The sequence below is a fragment of the Haloferax sp. Atlit-109R genome (genome assembly GCF_003665865.1).
GTDB lineage: Archaea > Halobacteriota > Halobacteria > Halobacteriales > Haloferacaceae > Haloferax > Haloferax volcanii.
In genome coordinates this window covers 1,178,454-1,193,271 of sequence record NZ_QPLO01000002.1, presented here as the reverse complement: position 1 = coordinate 1,193,271, position 14,818 = coordinate 1,178,454, and the positions used below count along the sequence as shown (strand labels likewise).

The window sequence follows — 14,818 nt, the reverse complement described above, 5'->3', positions numbered from 1 at the left end:
TTATCTGGTGAGTAATTCGCTCATGACACCTGACAGGAGAACGTTCCTCCGCGTGCTCGGAGCAGGCAGTATCGGCGCGACGACTGCTGGCCTCTTCGGTGGCGGCGCTGCGGCCGCGACCGTGATTTCGATGCAGGGCGGCGGCGACGACATCTGGGGCACGGCCGACGCGTTCCACTACCACTACACGGAACTGAGCGGCGACTTCGACGTCGCCGTCCAGAACACCGGCATCGACAACGTCGAAAGCTGGACGAAGGCGGGCCCGATGGTTCGCGAGTCGCTCGACCCCGACGCGAAGAACGTCATGGTCCGCCGCCGCCCCAACGGCGAGGCGTCGATGCAGTACCGACCCGAAGACGGGGCCGAGACGAACAGCGTCGGCGGCACACCGGCCGACTGGCTCCGCCTCGCGCGAAGCGGCGACACGATAGAGACGTACCACTCCACGGACGGCGAGACGTGGACCTCGATTACCACGCTCGGCGGCGACGACATCTCGCTGGGCGACAGCGTCTACGTCGGTCTGGCCGTCACCAGCCACCTCTCCGGGACGCTCGCGACGGCGACGTTCCAGAACCTCTCGGGGGTCGACCCCGACCGGAACCGAGACATCGGCGACGTCGATGTCGCGGGAAGCGTGGAGAGTACGGCGGGCGTCCCGCTCGTCTCGACCGGCGACGTGACCGCCATCGCCTCCGACGCCGCGACCCTCACCGGCGAACTGAGCGACCTCGGCGGTGCGGATTCCGCGGCGTGTTACTTCGAGTACCGGGAGGTCCCGACCGAGTCGTGGAACACCACGGCATCGACGGAACGCTCCTCGCCGGGCGCGTTCAGCGTCGAGGCCGGCGACCTGACGGACCGCCGCTACTACGAGGTGCGCGCGGTGGCCGACACGGCCGACGGAGACACCGCGAGAGGCGCAGTCTCCACGTTCAGCACGCCGAACCCGTCGAACAGCAAGGCCCCGGACAGCGCCGGCTCGGACCATGCCGGTCCGGACAGCGCGTCGCAGTTCGGACCGAGCGACGGGTTCGCGGACGCGGCACCGTGGCTCGACGACGACACGCCGGTCATCGTGATAACCGAACCGACGCGCCGCCAACTCGAAAAGGCGGTCACCGTCGACGGCGAGCGACTGGTCGTCTTCGAGACCAGCGGCACGGTTGACCTCGGCGTGCGCGACCTGCCGATTCCGTACGACAAGTGCTACATCGCCGGGCAGACCGCGCCCTCGCCGGGCGTCACGTTGGTCAGGGGCCGCGTGAACGTCGCGGCGAGCGACTGCGTCCTCCAGCACGTCCGGGTCCGACTCGGTGACGCGGGAATCGAGGAGCCGACCGAGGACTGGGCGCTCGACACGGTCAACACGGCCGACGAGACGGAGAACAACGTCATCGACCACGTCTCCGCCTCGTGGAGCGTCGACGAGTGTCTCTCGGTCGGCTACGAGACCGCGGACACGACCGTCTCGAACTGCCTCGTCGCCGAGGCGCTCGACGACTCGGTCCACCCGAAAGGCGAACACGGTTACGGGTCGCTCATCGGCAACGACGCGACGAACGTCGCCATGCTGGGGAACGTCTGGGCGTTCAACACCGACCGCCACCCCCGACTCAAGGAGGGAACCGAGAGCGTCGTCGTCAACAACGTGATGTACGACTTCGAGGACGGAACGTGGCTGGATCCCGACACCGAGGCGAGCATCGTCGGCAACGCCTACCGCAACCCCAACTCCGACAAGGCGAACGTGTTCGCCGAGGACGATGTGGACACGGCCACCGCGTACCTCGAAGACAACGTCACCGACGACGACGTGCCGATGGTCGACGAGAACGTGACCGTCGTCGACGAGCGACCGCTGTGGCCCGACGGACTCGCGGCGATGCCGTCGGACCGGACGTTCGAACACAACCTCGAAAACGTCGGCGCGCGCCCGGCCGACCGGACGGCGACCGACGAGCGCATCCTCGAACACGTCGAACTCGGCGCGAGCTATCTCGTCGACAGCCAAAAGCAGGTCGGCGGCTACCCGGACCTCCCGGTCAACAGCCACGAACTGAACGTCCCGAACGGCGGGACCCGACAGTGGCTTCGGTCGTGGTCTCGGCGGGTCGAATCGCCCGACGGCTGACTGCGCGGAGCCGACGCGCCGCCCGCGACCGGCTATATTGCTTGTACCCGCATCTTTTTACATCATTTTCGGTGAACTACGTGTATGGGTGCGAACATCGGATACATCGGTATCGACCACCACCACCGGGACCCCTACTTCGCCGTCGCGAGCGAGTTGGACGCGACGATTACCGCGGTCTGCGAACCCGGACGACGGGTCGACGTGGGGAACATCGCGGCGATGGACGACCGGCCCGACGAAATCACGACCGAGGGACAGGACATGGCGGACCTCGTCGGCGGCGCGGCGGTGTACGAGGACCCTCACGAACTCGTCTCCGACGCCGACGTCGACGTGGCGTGGATAACCTACCGGAGCGACGAGACGCCGGCAATCATCGAGAGCACCGTCGAGAACGGCGTTCACGTCATCAGCGAGAAACCCATCGCTCGGACCGCCGCCGACCTCGAAGATATCGCTGACCGCGCCAACGAGCTCGGCGTGACCGTCTCACCGACGATGTACTACCGGCGCAACCCCGTCGCGATGACGCTCCGCGACCGGGTTTCGGAGGGCTTCTTCGGTGACGTGTGGACGCTCGACGGCCGCTTCAACGCCAGCCAACTCTCCTACCGCGACACCGACCACTACCTCTACGACCGCGAGACGAGCCGCGGCGGCGCGCTCCAATGGATAGGCCCGCACTGGGTCGACGTGATGCCGTGGATTCTCGACGACCCCATCGCGCGGGTGAACGCCCGGTTCCACGACGCGGTCGAGGCGGACGTGGAAGCCGGTGCCGTCCTCCAGTTCGAGACCGAAAGCGGGACGCTCGGCACGTACCACACCGGCTACTACCTGAGCGACCGCGGCAAGGACACGCACCTCGGACTCTACGGCACCGAGGGACAGGCGCTGACGCCGCTGCACCACGACTCGCTCCAGCACGAACCCACGGTCCCGCTCGATATCACCTCGGAGCACCCCGACTGGACCGCCGCGCCGAAGCGGACCGTCGAGTTCGAGTTCACGTACGACCGCTTCCCGGCGTGGGGCGACTTCGTGCAGGACTACTTCGAGGACTACTTCGCGGGCTACGAGACCGGCGACGTGCCTGCGACGGTCGACGACGCCGTGCAACTGCTGCGCGTCCTCGACGCGGCGTACGAGTCCGGCGAGCGCGGCGGGTGGGTCGAAGTCGAGGGGTGACGTCGGTCGACGCCGCCCGGACGCCGCCCAACACCGTCTCGCTGAGACCGCGTCCGCTTAGTCGTTCGACCATCCCGAATTTTAAATACATAGCCGAAAATATTGAGGTATGCCAACGGATAACTCACCAAAGACGCTCCGGACGACCGCCACCTCGATAGCGATTCTGAAGCAACTCGAAGCGATAGACGGCGCGCGAGTCTCCGAAATCGCCGAGCGGATGGACAAGCCCAAGAGCACGATTCACGGTCACCTCGCGACGCTCAAGCAGGAACAGTTCGTCATCAAGGAGGGCGATTTCTACTTCATCGGCCCGGAACTGCTTCGGTTAGGGAACCAAGTCCGGACGCGGGAACCGGCGTTCGTCCTCGCGCGGCAGTTCACCGAGCGACTGTTCGAAGAGACCCGCCTTCGGTCGATTTTCACCGTCGAGATGGGTGGGAAGGCTGTCTTCCTGCACACCGCCTCGGGGAGCAAGATGGGGTGGTCCCACGAGCAACTCGGCAATCGGTTGTTCCTGCACAACACCGCCGTCGGGAAGGCGATTCTCGCGGAACTCCCGGAGCCGCGCATCGAACAGATACTCGACCGATGGGGCCTGCCGCAGGAGACGGAAAACACCACCACCGACCGCGAGGCGCTGTTCGAGGAACTGGAGCGCGTCCGCGAACAGGGCTACGCCGTCAACCGCGCCGAGAACTTCAACGAACTCTACGCCATCGGCGTCGCCGCGACGCGCCGTTCGGGCGACGTTATCGGCGGTTTCAGCGTCACGGGCCCGGCCCACTCGGTGACCGGCGAGGACCGGAAGGCCGAACTCGCACACACGGTCAAGGACATCGTCAGCGAGTTCGAACTGGAACTCGCGCTCGCGTGACTCGGGTTCGAGCGAGCCGAACCCGCGGTCTTCGCCCGCTCTCCTGGCTCGACCGACGGTACGTTCGTTTTTGCCGAACTTTATATGCTCTCGAATCGTGACTATCTAATGACACAATTTCAGCACTTCGTCGCAGCGGATTACGGTCGTAGATGTGTAAAATTATCTGCCGCTCCCGCATCCGTGCCATCGCGCACGGTGTATTGTACGATAATAACACATTTGTGTGGGTGTGCTGAATCAAATCCAATAGAGCGTGCTTCTGTCGGTGGTATTAGGCGTTCTCCAAGACAATGCAAGGTGAATATCGCGGGTATTTAACAATATTCTCACACGACTCCCGTTTGGAAGCGCGTTCGAGCATTACAAACGTCCCGTCCCATCGACTACGACTGCGCGTTCATGTTGATGTTGACCTCGATGACGTTCGCGGACTGCGTGACGAGTTTCGGGACGTGCTCTTGGAACTGCTCGCCTTGCAGGAGACTGGTCGGGCCCGACACGCTCACCGAACCGAGCACCTGCCCGCTCGGGTCTTCGATTGGCGCGCCGATGGCGCGAAACCCTCTGATCTCCTCTTCGTCGTTGTACGCGTAGCCGCGCTCGCGAATCTGTTCGAGTTCGTCGAACAGCGCCTCGCGGTCGGTGATAGTGGCTTTCGTCTGCGCAGGGAGTCCGCGTTGTTCGATGATTTCCTCGACTCGCTCGTCGGGAAGGGCGGCCAAAATCGCCTTTCCGGAGGCGGTGTAGTGGAGGTGGTCTTGGCTCTGTACCTTCTCGGTCTGGTACTCTCCATCGACGCTCGTGTCCCCTTTCACCTGGTAGAGGTTGACCCCGTAGCCGTTCTCCTCGGTGACGATGTGCGTGTACTGGTCGGTCTCCGCCGCGAGTTTTTCGACCTCCGGCTTACCGTATCGGTACAGCGGGCTCTGATTCCGCGCGTACTCTCCGAGGACGGTGAATTTGAACGCGAACCGGTAGCGGTCCCCGCGCTGGACGAGCAAGCCGTTTTCCTCCAGCGTCCTGAGATGGATGTACGCCGTGCTCTTCGAGATGTCCAAATAGTCGGAGAGCTCCGAAACACCGATTCCATCGCAGTCTTTGACGGCGTCGAGAACCCGTGACGCCGTCGTGACCGTCTTCAGCGTCCGTGGCCCCCCTTTTTGCCCCGTCTGTTTCATAGTGTGGTTGTGTCACTCCTCCCGTATTAACGTTCGCCTATGTTAACTATACGATGCTACATGAATGTGTACGTACGGTAAATACACTATATTTGGCCTTATTCTCATATTCCGGTCTAAGGGCGGGTCTGTCCGTTCTCGGAATCCGCGAAATTCGTTTACCATAGCCGAACGCAGTGACTCCGGGTCGCCGCCACCGGCGGGGGTCCGGTGGCCCTCGTCGTCTGCGGTAGTTCGCGGCCGCAAAAAGTGCGCTGTGGGTTGGCATACTCGTCCGTCGGTCGGCCGGTCGACCGTCGTCGTGCTCCGCCGCGCATCCCCGGCAGACGCGGATTAGCTCGGCACTTCGCCTTCGACGCCTTCGACGAAACTGCTCATCTCTTGGAAGAGGAACTCGTCGCTTTCCCCCTCGAACGCGCTGCCCGCCCACACGTCGAGTTCGTCGTTCAGGATTTGCTCTTCCGTCGCGGCGACCTGGTCTTTGACCTCCTGTGAGACGTTCGGTCCCCACTCGTCGAGCATCGGAACGCCCGTCTCCATCCCGCCCCAGAACGCATCGGCTTCCCACGACCCCTCGTGGAGCGATTCGAGGGTCGGACCGTAGAACTCGGTCCAGTCCCAAATCGGAGAGATGAGGTAGTTCTCACCGCCGAACTGCCCCATCGGAGCGTTGTACCCTGAGGTCCAGACGCCGGCGTCGCTGGCGGCCCTGACCGCCGCCGGCGAGTCCTGCTCTTGGGCGATGACGTCACAGCCCTCGTCGATGAGCGCGTTCGCGGCCTCTCTGGCCGTCGGCGGGTCGAACCAGGCGTTGACCCAGCGAACCTTGAACGTCGCCTCGGGGTTGACGGAGCGCGCGCCCAGCGCCATCGCGTTGATGGACCGAACGACCTCCGGAATCGGGAACGCGGCCACGTACCCGATGGTGTTGTTCTCGGTGACCATTCCGGTGGCCTGTCCGGCCAGATACCGCGGCTCGTAGATGCGACCCATGTAGCGACCCATGTTCTCCCGCGTCCGGTAGCCCGTCGCGTGTTCGAACACGGTGTCCGGGTAGTCCTCCGCCACCGCGTACATCGGGTCCTGGTAGCCGAACGTGGTTCCGAATATCACGTCCACGTCCCCTTGGGCGTACTGCTCGAAGACCCGCTCGGAGTCCGAGGGCGCGACGGCCTCCGTGTACTCCGTCTCCAACCAGTCGTACTGCTCGTCGACGGCCTGCCGGGCTTGGTCGTGCGCCCACGACCACCCGAGATCACCGATTTCGGAGATGTACACCCACGCGGCGTTGACCGTCTCTCCCTCGCTTGGCCCCCCGCCGTCGGTGGTCTCGACGTCGCCGGTCGTCGTTCCACTGGTCGTTCCCTCGCTGGCCGTCGTTTCGCTCGCCTCCGTGTCGTCGGTGTCTCCGGTGTCTCCACCGGTACAACCCGCGAGCGTGGTGACGCCGGCGGCACCGAGCGCACTCAGTACGTCTCTCCGCTGAATCGAAGATTCCTCGTCTAACATCGCGTAACCGCTTACTTGTCATTGTAATTTATACTTAAATATTTTCATAATCTTCTAGATATAACTGTCATACGGGTCGGTTCCGCCACGTTTTGCAATCGCATGTCGCTGAATACGATGTTTCTGTGGACGAATATCGACTCCACGCGCCGCGGCGGTCGTTCTGCTGTCAGTCGATAACTGTCGGCACGTACTCGAACGACTCCACGTCGACCAGTCCGTTGTTGGTGAGTCGGTACGTCGGAATCACTTCGAGGGCGAGAAACGACAGCGCCATCAGGCCACCGTCGCGGTCGAGTCCGAGGTCGTCGGCGGTCGCCTCGACTGATTCGAACGTCTCCTTTACGGTCCCCAGCGATTCGTCCGACATCAACCCTCCCATCGGAAGCGCCAGCGACGACAGGGCGTCGTCCTCCGGGTCGTACGCCGCGACGCCGCCGCCGACATCCCGGAGGTGGTTCGCCACGGTCGCCATCGAGTCGTGGTCGACGCCGGCGACGATGCAGTTGTGCGCGTCGTGGGCCACCGTCGATCCCACAGCGCCCCGCTCCAGCCCGAGCCCGCGGACGAATCCGCGGCCGATGCCGCCCGCTTCCCCGTGCCGTTCGATGACGGCGAGTGGAAGCACGTCGTCGTCCGCGTTCGCGGTGAGGACCCGTTCCTCGTTGACCGGCGCGACGGGAACGTCTGCTTCCGCCCGTCCCGTCTGGAGTCCGCCGACCGCGTCGATGACTCTGACTCGCACGGGGTAGTCCCCCGCGTGTCGCACCGCGAGGTCCGCCGCCGACACCGGTTCGAACCTCACGGTGTCGGTCGCTATGGCCGACGCCGGCGGCGCGCCACCACCCTTCGTCGGGTCGACTGCGCCGTCGACGACGACGTGGTCCACCTCCCACGTTCGCAGGTCCGAGAGCAAGACGAGGTCAGCCGGTGCCCCCGGCCGAATCCGCCCGAAGGGGAGCCCGTAGCTCTCGGCGGTGTTGACGGTCGCCATCTGCACCGCCTCCACCGGGTCGACGCCCAACCGGATGGCCTTTCGAACCGCGAAGTCGACGCCGCCCCGCTCGACGAGGTCGACGACGTCTCTGTCGTCGGTACACAGCGAGAGCCGCCGACTGTCCACCTCGTCGACGAGACCGACCACGTCCGCGAGGTTCTTGCTCGCGGAACCCTCCCTGAGGTAGACGCGGAGTCCCGCCTCGACTTTCTCTCGGGCTTCCGCGAGACCGATGCTCTCGTGGTCGTTGTCGAGGTATCGGGCGACCGTCTGGAGGTCGCTTCCGCGTACCCGAGGCGCGTGTCCGTCGACCGTCAGCCCGCGGTCCCTCGCGGCCCGAATCTTCTCGTGGACGGAGTCGTCGCCGGCGACGACGCCGGGAACGTTCATCACTTCGCCCAGCGCGACGACCTCGTCTTCCCCGAGCAGGGCGTCGACGGCCTCGGCATCGAGCGTCGCGCCCCCGTCCTGTAACGTCGTCGCCGGGACCGACGACGGAACGGTAAAGCGGACTTTCAGCGGCGTCCGTGTCGCGTCGGCCATCATCGCCTCGACGCCGGCGACGCCGCTCACGTTCGCAATCTCGTGCGGGTCGTGAACCACGCTCGTGACGCCCCGCGGCACCACCGCGTCGGCGTACTGCGGGAGCGTCACCATCGACGACTCGACGTGCATGTGCGCGTCGATGAGACCGGGCGCGATGTACTCCGCGTCGAGTTCGCGGGCCGCCGGTCGCTCTTCGAGCGCGACGATTCGCCCGTCGTCGACGGCGACGAACGACTCCGAGACGGTCCCCGTGTTGACGTTGACGAGGTTCCCGCTGACGAGGAGGTCAACCGGTTCGTCGCTCATCGTTGCGCTCCGTTCGATTCGGCTATCCGAGAGGCGGTCGGTGTCCACATCGATAGGCGCTCTTGTCGGAGGCGGGATTTATGAATTTCCCCACGTCATCCGAACACCCCCGAACAGATGGGCACGTCAAAACAAATATTCCGGTCATGAGAACAGTTATCTTGGTGGATTCAATACACTCCTGTGAATATACCACATGACAAGGGAACCATTTCTCCGGATGGAGAACATCGTGAAAGCGTTTCCGGGCGTCGTGGCCAACGACCACATTGACCTCACCGTCGAGCGCGGTGAAATCCACGGGTTGCTCGGCGAGAACGGCGCTGGAAAGAGCACGCTCATGAAGATTCTGTACGGTCTCTACTCGCAGGACGACGGCGAAATCTCCCTCTCCGGAACGCGGCTTCGGCTGGACTCCCCGCAGGACGCTATCGACGCGGGAATCGGGATGGTCCACCAGCACTTCATGTTGATTCCCCGTCTAACCGTCGCGGAGAACGTCGTCCTCGGCGAGCGCGAGCCGGCGACGCTGTTTCGCCCGGACGCGGACGCGGGCGGATGGCTCCCGGACGCCGTCCGCTCCAATTCGCTCGTCCAGTCGCTCGCCGGGCGGTTTTCGCTCGGCCTCGACGTTCCGGAGCGGCGCATCCAAGAGCTGGCCGACCGGTACGGCTTCGACATCGACGTGAGCGCGAAAGTCTGGGAGCTGGGCGTCGGCCAGCAACAGCGCGTCGAGATTCTCAAGGCGCTGTACCGCGATGTCGACCTGCTCATCCTCGACGAGCCGACGGCCGTGTTGACGCCGACCGAGGCCGACCGCCTTTTTGACTCGCTCGAACGCCTCACCGACGAGGGCGTGTCGATTATCTTCATCACGCACAAGCTCGAGGAGGTCGAAGCGGTCGTCGACCGCGTGACCGTCCTCCGCGACGGCGAGAACGTCGGCACCGTCTCCACGTCAGACGTTTCTCGGGCCGACCTCGCGGAGATGATGGTCGGCCGCGAAGTGCTGTTCACGGTCGACAGAGAACGCGTCGCCCCCGGCGAGCCAGTCCTCCGGGCGCGGAACGTCTCCGCCACGGACGACCGCGGCATCGAGGCGCTGTCGAACGTCGACCTCACGGTTCGCCGCGGTGAGGTCGTCGGCATCGCCGGCGTCAGCGGTAACGGGCAGAAGGAACTCGCGGAAGTCATCGCCGGACTCCGCACTGTCTCCGCGGGCAAACTGACTGTCGACGGGACGGACCTCACGAACGCCTCGCCCCGGACGTTTATCGACAACGGCGTCTCGTTCGTCCCTGAAGATAGAAACCGCTACGGCTCCGCGGGGGACCTCTCTGTGATGCACAACGCGGCGATGAAGGATTTCCGCGAGGACCGCTTCGGGAGCGGGGTGACGCTGGACTACGGCGAACTCCGGGCGCACGCCGAGGCGCTCGTCGAGGCGTTCGACGTTCGCGGCGTCCACGACGTGACCGACGCGACGGCCGGCGACCTCTCGGGCGGTAACTTACAGAAGCTCATTCTCGCCCGAGAAATCTCCCGTGACCCCGACCTCCTCGTCGCGAACCAGCCCACCCGCGGCGTCGACGTCGGCGCGATAGAGTCCATCCGCGAGGCGATTCTCGACCAGCGGACCGAGGGGACCGGCGTGGTGCTGCTCTCGGAGGACCTCGACGAGATTATCGACCTGAGCGACCGCATCCTCGTCGTCTACGAGGGCGAGGTCGTCTACGAGACGACGCCCGAGGACGCCGACCGCGAGCGAATCGGGCTCGAAATGACCGGCGGCGGGGACGCCACCGCGACCGCGGGCGCTCAAGTCCGAGGACTCGGTGGGAGCTCATGAACGTCGAACTGCAACTCGACCCCCGGCGAACCGTCCCCGCGTGGCTAGCCTACGGGACGCCGGTACTGACGGTCCTCGCGGCCTTAGCCGTCGGCGGCGTCGCGCTCGTCGCGCTGAACGTCGACCCGGTGGACGCCTACGGCGTGATGTTCGTCGAGACGCTCACCAGCCAGTTCGGCCTCACGGAGGTCCTCGTCAGGGCGGTCCCCCTGATTCTGGCGGGCCTCGCGGTGTATCTCCCGCTGAAGGCGGGGCTGTTCAACATCGGTGCCGAGGGACAGCTCCTCCTCGGCGCGCTCGCCGGCACGTGGGTCGCCGTAAACGTCTCGCTTCCCGCCGTGGCGTTGCTCCCGCTGATGTTTCTCGCCGCCTGCGTCGCCGGCGCGTTCTGGGCGGGCATCCCCGCGTGGCTCCGCGCGAAGTGGGACGTCAACGAGATTATCACCTCGCTTCTGTTGACGTTCGTCGCACAGGAACTCCAGAGCTACCTGCTCCGCGGGCCCATGCAGGGCGGCACCGGGAACTTCCCGCAGTCGGCTCGCTTTTCGGACGCCGCGACCCTCCCGCCGCTCGCCGGACTCGTGCCCGGCGGCGAGTCGATACCGCTCTTCGCGGACGTTCACGCCGGCCTGTTGGTCGCCGTCGCCGCGGTCGTCGCCACGTACGTCGTCATGACCAAGACGCGCCTCGGCTTCGAGGTCACGTTCGTCGGCTCGAACGACGAGGCCGCCCGGCAGGCGGGGATGAGCCGGTACACGGTGTACCTGTTCGTCTTCCTCCTCGGCGGCGCGTTCGCGGCGCTCGGCGGCATCGCTGAAATCGCCGGCTCGCAGGGGCGGTTCCGCGCCGCCTTCGCCCCCGGCTACGGGTTCACCGCGATTCCCATCGCCCTCCTGGGCCGCAACAGCGCGGTCAAGGTCATGCTCGCCGGGCTGTTTTTCGCCGTCCTGTTCGTCGGCGGGTCGAGCGTCGAGGTCGCCTTCGGCGTCCCCGCGGCGTTGGTCGAAATCATTCAGGCGCTCGTCATCCTCTTTCTCATCACCTCGGAGTTCTTCAAGCGCTACCGAGTCGGCATCGCGTTCGACCGGCGGGGGAACGACGCGCCGGCCGACGCCACAGGCGGTGATGCGCGGTGGTGAGCTTCGCCGCCGGCCTCCTGAACGCGACGGTGCAGGCCGCGACGGTGCTGTTGTTGGCCGGGCTCGGAGAGCTCATCAGCGAGCGCGCGGGCGTCCTCAACCTCGGCGTCGAGGGGATGATGCTCGTCGGCGCGCTCGGCGGGTTCGTCGTCACCGCCGTTACGGGGAACTACTGGCTCGGCTTCGGTGCCGGCATCGCCTGCGGGATGGCGCTCGCGGCCGTCCACGCGTTCCTCTGTATCTCCCTGAAGTCGAACCAGGTCATAAGCGGCGTCATGCTGACGCTGTTGGGGACCGGCCTGACGACGTTCTTCGGGTCCGGGTGGGTCCAAGAGTCCATCACCGGCTTCCCCCAGATGACTTTCCCGATAGTCGGCCGCTACCTCGTCCACCTTCCACTCGTCGGTGAGGCGTTCTTCCGCAGTACCGCAACCGACTACCTCGCGCTCCTCGCGGTGCCGGTCGTCTGGTTTTTCCTGTATCGGTCGAACCTCGGTCTCGAAATCATCGCTGTCGGCGAAGACCCCGAGATGGCCGACACGATGGGTGTGCCGGTGTTCAAACTTCGCTATCTCGCGGTCATCATCGGCGGCGGCTTCGCCGGGGCCGCCGGCGCGCACCTCTCGCTGGCGTTCTCCCAACTGTGGGTTCCCGGCATGACCGTGGGCCGCGGCTGGATTGCGGTCGCACTCGTCGTCTTCGCCCAGTGGCGGCCCAGCAGGATGCTCGTCGGCGCGTACCTCTTCGGCCTGCTCGACGCGCTTCAACTCCGGTCGCAGTCGCTCTCGCTGGCCCTCGACCCGAACGCCCCCCTTGCCGGCGTCCTCAACCCGCTCGTCAACACGCTCACGAACCCGCAGATTATGTCGACGTACCCCTACCTGACGACGATTGCCGTCCTCTCGTACGCGGTCATCCGGACCGAGAGCGTCCGACTCGCGGTCCCCTCCGCGCTGTTGCAGTCGTACAACCGCGAGATGGACTGACCCGGCGTTCGACGCCGCGACCGTGGCACTGGCCGTGCCCTGACTCGCGCCGTCACCCCTCTTTTCACCGCTCACGCCGCCTTCACTCGTGTCGCCCGTCGTTCGGTCACGCCGAGCCGCGCCCGCGACTCGTTACAGTAGTACCGTCGTAATGTTGTTAGTATCTCCTCCCTCTCACCCCACGGATATAATGAATATAATCGTCTACTGCATTCCGAGGGCGGTGGTGTGGCTCCCGCGTCGCTCCGGCGGTCCCGCGTGCCCGGTCAGCCCTCCACGATGCCGAACTCGCGGCGGTCGGGAGACGCCTCGACGACCGGCGTCAGCGGTGCGCTTCGAGGTCGGCCACCGTGTCGATATCCGCGTGGATTCCGGGGTCGTCCACGGCGACTCGAGCGACTGGCATCGCTTCGAACAGGGCGCGCGCACCCGCGTCTCCCGTGAGCCTCCCGAACCGGTCGAGCGCTGCCGCGTCGAACGCGACGGGGTTTCCGCGTCGCCCGTCGTACACCGGGACGACGACGTGTCGGTCGTCGCGGTCAATCGCCGCGAGGAGTTCGTCGTAGGTCGCGCTCCCGACGGCGGGCATGTCGCCGAGCGCGAACACGCCGACCGACCCGCCGCGCGACAGCACCTCCTCCGCCCCGCGCCGAACCGACGCGCTCTGTCCAGCGTCGTATCGCTCGTTACGGACGACCGTCAGCCGACTTTCGAGCGGTTCTAACGTTCGCCGGACCCGTTCGGCGTCGTGTCCGAGGACGACCACGGTTTCATCGACCGGCGACTCGACCAGCCGCCGGGCCGCCCGGCGGACGATTGGCTCGCCGTCGAGCGGCTGACAGAGCTTGTTCCCGGGTTCGAACCGGGTTCCCGCCCCCGCGGCGAGCAGGATGCCCACCCGGGTCATCCGAGCTCGGGCCGCCCGTGAATCGGGCCCGCGCGGTCGGTCAGCCGTGCCCCGCTGCGGCCGTTGTGAACCGCGAGCAGTTCGCTGACGATGCTCAGCCCGATGGCCGAGGGTTCGTCGCCGCCGATGTCGAGGCCGCACGGGGCCGCGATTCGGTCGCGGTCGGTCGCGTCAAGCTCTCGGTCCATCGCCTCGCGGAGCTGGTCGAACCGCCGCCGCGGGCCCATCACGCCGACGTACGGAACCTCGGTCCCGAGTATCGACTCCAGCGCGAGTCGGTCGTCGACGAAGTTGTGCGACATGAGCACGACGTAGGTGTGGTCGGGCGCGTCGACGAGGGCCGCGAGTTCGGCGGGGTGTACCGCGGTCACTTCGCTGGCCGCCGGGAACCGACTCTCGTCGGCGTGCGCCCCTCTCGCGGCCGCGACGCGGACGCGGAAGCCGGCCTGCGCGCCGAGCGACGCGACGGGGTTGACGTCTCCGTGGCCGCCGAAGACGAGCAGCTCCGGCGTCGGCGCGAGGTCGTTTGCGAACACCCGCACGTCGCCGTCGCTCGTCCGCACGTCGAGCGTCGCCGCCGCGCCTGACGCCGCCCCGTCGAGCCGCGATTCTGCCTCGGCGACGACCGCCTCGGGAAGGCCGGGACGGCCCTTCGAGAGCCGTTCGCCCCGTCCCCGCGTTATCACCGTCCGGTCGCCGACGCCGATTGCCGGGTCGTCGGTCTCGACGGCGGTGAGCACCGTCGCCGCGCGTTTCTCGCGGAGTTCGCTCAACGCGGGGTCGAAACTCGCGTCGACCGGCTCGACGAGCACGTCGATGACGCCGTTGCAGCCGAGTCCGAGCCCCCACGCGTCGCCGTCGCCTCCCCGGAGATCGAACGTCTCCAGTCGCGGCGTCCCGCTCGCGCTCACCCGCCGCGCGGTCTCTGTCACCGACTCGGTTATACAGCCGGCGGTGACCGCGCCGAGTCGCTCGCCGTCGGGCACGACGACCATCCGCGCCCCCGGTCGGCGGTAGCCCGACTCCTCGACGTTCACGACGGTCGCGACGACCGCCTCCGACCCCGAGCCTCGCTGCTCGCGCATCGACTGCCGGACGCTGTCTGCGGTCGCGCTCCACGGGTCGTCTGTCGTTCGCATCGTTCAGTCGCCTTCCCGTACTCCCGTCAGCAGTATTGATTTATCGGTCGGTTC

The 14,818-nt window shown here is 66.1% G+C and carries 11 protein-coding genes; 6 read left to right on the top strand and 5 right to left on the bottom strand.

The genetic code is table 11. The features are described 5' to 3' along the window. Positions 1-22 precede the first annotated feature (22 nt). The 3 genes from DVK03_RS14565 to DVK03_RS14555 all read left to right on the top strand — a co-directional run bounded on the left by DVK03_RS14565 (position 23) and on the right by DVK03_RS14555 (position 4,205). On the top strand, positions 23-2,137 hold the full coding sequence (locus tag DVK03_RS14565; RefSeq protein ID WP_199506011.1) for a pectate lyase: 2,115 nt from the start codon (positions 23-25) through the stop codon (positions 2,135-2,137). An 84-nt stretch (positions 2,138-2,221) separates the two neighbouring features. After that, positions 2,222-3,328 carry a Gfo/Idh/MocA family protein gene (locus DVK03_RS14560; RefSeq protein ID WP_115803641.1) on the top strand — a complete coding sequence of 369 codons (1,107 nt, stop codon included), beginning with the start codon at positions 2,222-2,224 and terminating at the stop codon, positions 3,326-3,328. Positions 3,329-3,437: 109 nt separating this feature from the next. Beyond that, positions 3,438-4,205 carry an IclR family transcriptional regulator gene (locus DVK03_RS14555; RefSeq protein WP_004041222.1) on the top strand — a complete coding sequence of 256 codons (768 nt, stop codon included), beginning with the start codon at positions 3,438-3,440 and terminating at the stop codon, positions 4,203-4,205. A 386-nt stretch (positions 4,206-4,591) separates the two neighbouring features. On the opposite strand, the gene DVK03_RS14550 is transcribed toward DVK03_RS14555, so the two are convergent. The 3 genes from DVK03_RS14550 to ade all read right to left on the bottom strand — a co-directional run bounded on the left by DVK03_RS14550 (position 4,592) and on the right by ade (position 8,744). Continuing rightward, positions 4,592-5,386 (bottom strand): IclR family transcriptional regulator, encoded by a 795-nt coding sequence (locus DVK03_RS14550; RefSeq protein ID WP_008605613.1) that lies wholly within the window; start codon positions 5,384-5,386, stop codon positions 4,592-4,594. 333 nt (positions 5,387-5,719) lie between these two features. Next, positions 5,720-6,895 carry a BMP family ABC transporter substrate-binding protein gene (locus tag DVK03_RS14545; RefSeq protein ID WP_004041224.1) on the bottom strand — a complete coding sequence of 392 codons (1,176 nt, stop codon included), beginning with the start codon at positions 6,893-6,895 and terminating at the stop codon, positions 5,720-5,722. Positions 6,896-7,064: 169 nt separating this feature from the next. After that, positions 7,065-8,744, bottom strand: coding sequence for an adenine deaminase (gene ade, locus DVK03_RS14540; RefSeq protein ID WP_233521826.1), 1,680 nt, complete (start codon positions 8,742-8,744; stop codon positions 7,065-7,067). Between the two features lie 220 nt (positions 8,745-8,964). On the opposite strand from ade, the gene DVK03_RS14535 reads away from it, so the two are divergent. The 3 genes from DVK03_RS14535 to DVK03_RS14525 are packed head-to-tail and all read left to right on the top strand — an operon-like array spanning position 8,965 to position 12,718. After that, positions 8,965-10,593, top strand: coding sequence for an ABC transporter ATP-binding protein (locus tag DVK03_RS14535; RefSeq protein ID WP_115803643.1), 1,629 nt, complete (start codon positions 8,965-8,967; stop codon positions 10,591-10,593). Then, entirely contained in the window at positions 10,590-11,732 is a 1,143-nt protein-coding gene (gene tsgB13 / locus DVK03_RS14530) for a glucose ABC transporter permease TsgB13 (RefSeq protein ID WP_008607966.1), read from the top strand. The genes DVK03_RS14535 and tsgB13 overlap by 4 nt, the downstream gene beginning before the upstream one ends. Next, a complete protein-coding gene (locus tag DVK03_RS14525; RefSeq protein ID WP_008607967.1) occupies positions 11,726-12,718 on the top strand; it encodes an ABC transporter permease in 993 nt (330 codons plus the stop codon). The genes tsgB13 and DVK03_RS14525 overlap by 7 nt, the downstream gene beginning before the upstream one ends. A gap of 322 nt (positions 12,719-13,040) precedes the next feature. Here DVK03_RS14525 and DVK03_RS14520 read toward each other — a convergent pair whose 3' ends face one another. Further along, the gene (locus tag DVK03_RS14520) at positions 13,041-13,625 is read right to left on the bottom strand and encodes an NTP transferase domain-containing protein (RefSeq protein ID WP_115803644.1); all 585 of its coding nucleotides are present in this window, start codon (positions 13,623-13,625) and stop codon (positions 13,041-13,043) included. Then, positions 13,622-14,764, bottom strand: a complete 1,143-nt coding sequence (locus tag DVK03_RS14515) for an XdhC family protein (RefSeq protein WP_115803645.1) — start codon at positions 14,762-14,764, stop codon at positions 13,622-13,624. The genes DVK03_RS14520 and DVK03_RS14515 overlap by 4 nt, the downstream gene beginning before the upstream one ends. Positions 14,765-14,818: the final 54 nt, after the last annotated feature.

What these genes read in the sequence shown, in the direction of transcription:
- DVK03_RS14565 (WP_199506011.1), top strand. Translation starts at nt 23, where the DNA reads ATGACACCTGACAGGAGAACGTTCCTCCGCGTGCTCGGAGCAGGCAGT.
- DVK03_RS14560 (WP_115803641.1), top strand. Translation starts at nt 2,222, where the DNA reads ATGGGTGCGAACATCGGATACATCGGTATCGACCACCACCACCGGGAC.
- DVK03_RS14555 (WP_004041222.1), top strand. Translation starts at nt 3,438, where the DNA reads ATGCCAACGGATAACTCACCAAAGACGCTCCGGACGACCGCCACCTCG.
- DVK03_RS14550 (WP_008605613.1), bottom strand. Translation starts at nt 5,386, where the DNA reads ATGAAACAGACGGGGCAAAAAGGGGGGCCACGGACGCTGAAGACGGTC.
- DVK03_RS14545 (WP_004041224.1), bottom strand. Translation starts at nt 6,895, where the DNA reads ATGTTAGACGAGGAATCTTCGATTCAGCGGAGAGACGTACTGAGTGCG.
- ade (WP_233521826.1), bottom strand. Translation starts at nt 8,744, where the DNA reads ATGAGCGACGAACCGGTTGACCTCCTCGTCAGCGGGAACCTCGTCAAC.
- DVK03_RS14535 (WP_115803643.1), top strand. Translation starts at nt 8,965, where the DNA reads ATGGAGAACATCGTGAAAGCGTTTCCGGGCGTCGTGGCCAACGACCAC.
- tsgB13 (WP_008607966.1), top strand. Translation starts at nt 10,590, where the DNA reads ATGAACGTCGAACTGCAACTCGACCCCCGGCGAACCGTCCCCGCGTGG.
- DVK03_RS14520 (WP_115803644.1), bottom strand. Translation starts at nt 13,625, where the DNA reads ATGACCCGGGTGGGCATCCTGCTCGCCGCGGGGGCGGGAACCCGGTTC.
- DVK03_RS14515 (WP_115803645.1), bottom strand. Translation starts at nt 14,764, where the DNA reads ATGCGAACGACAGACGACCCGTGGAGCGCGACCGCAGACAGCGTCCGG.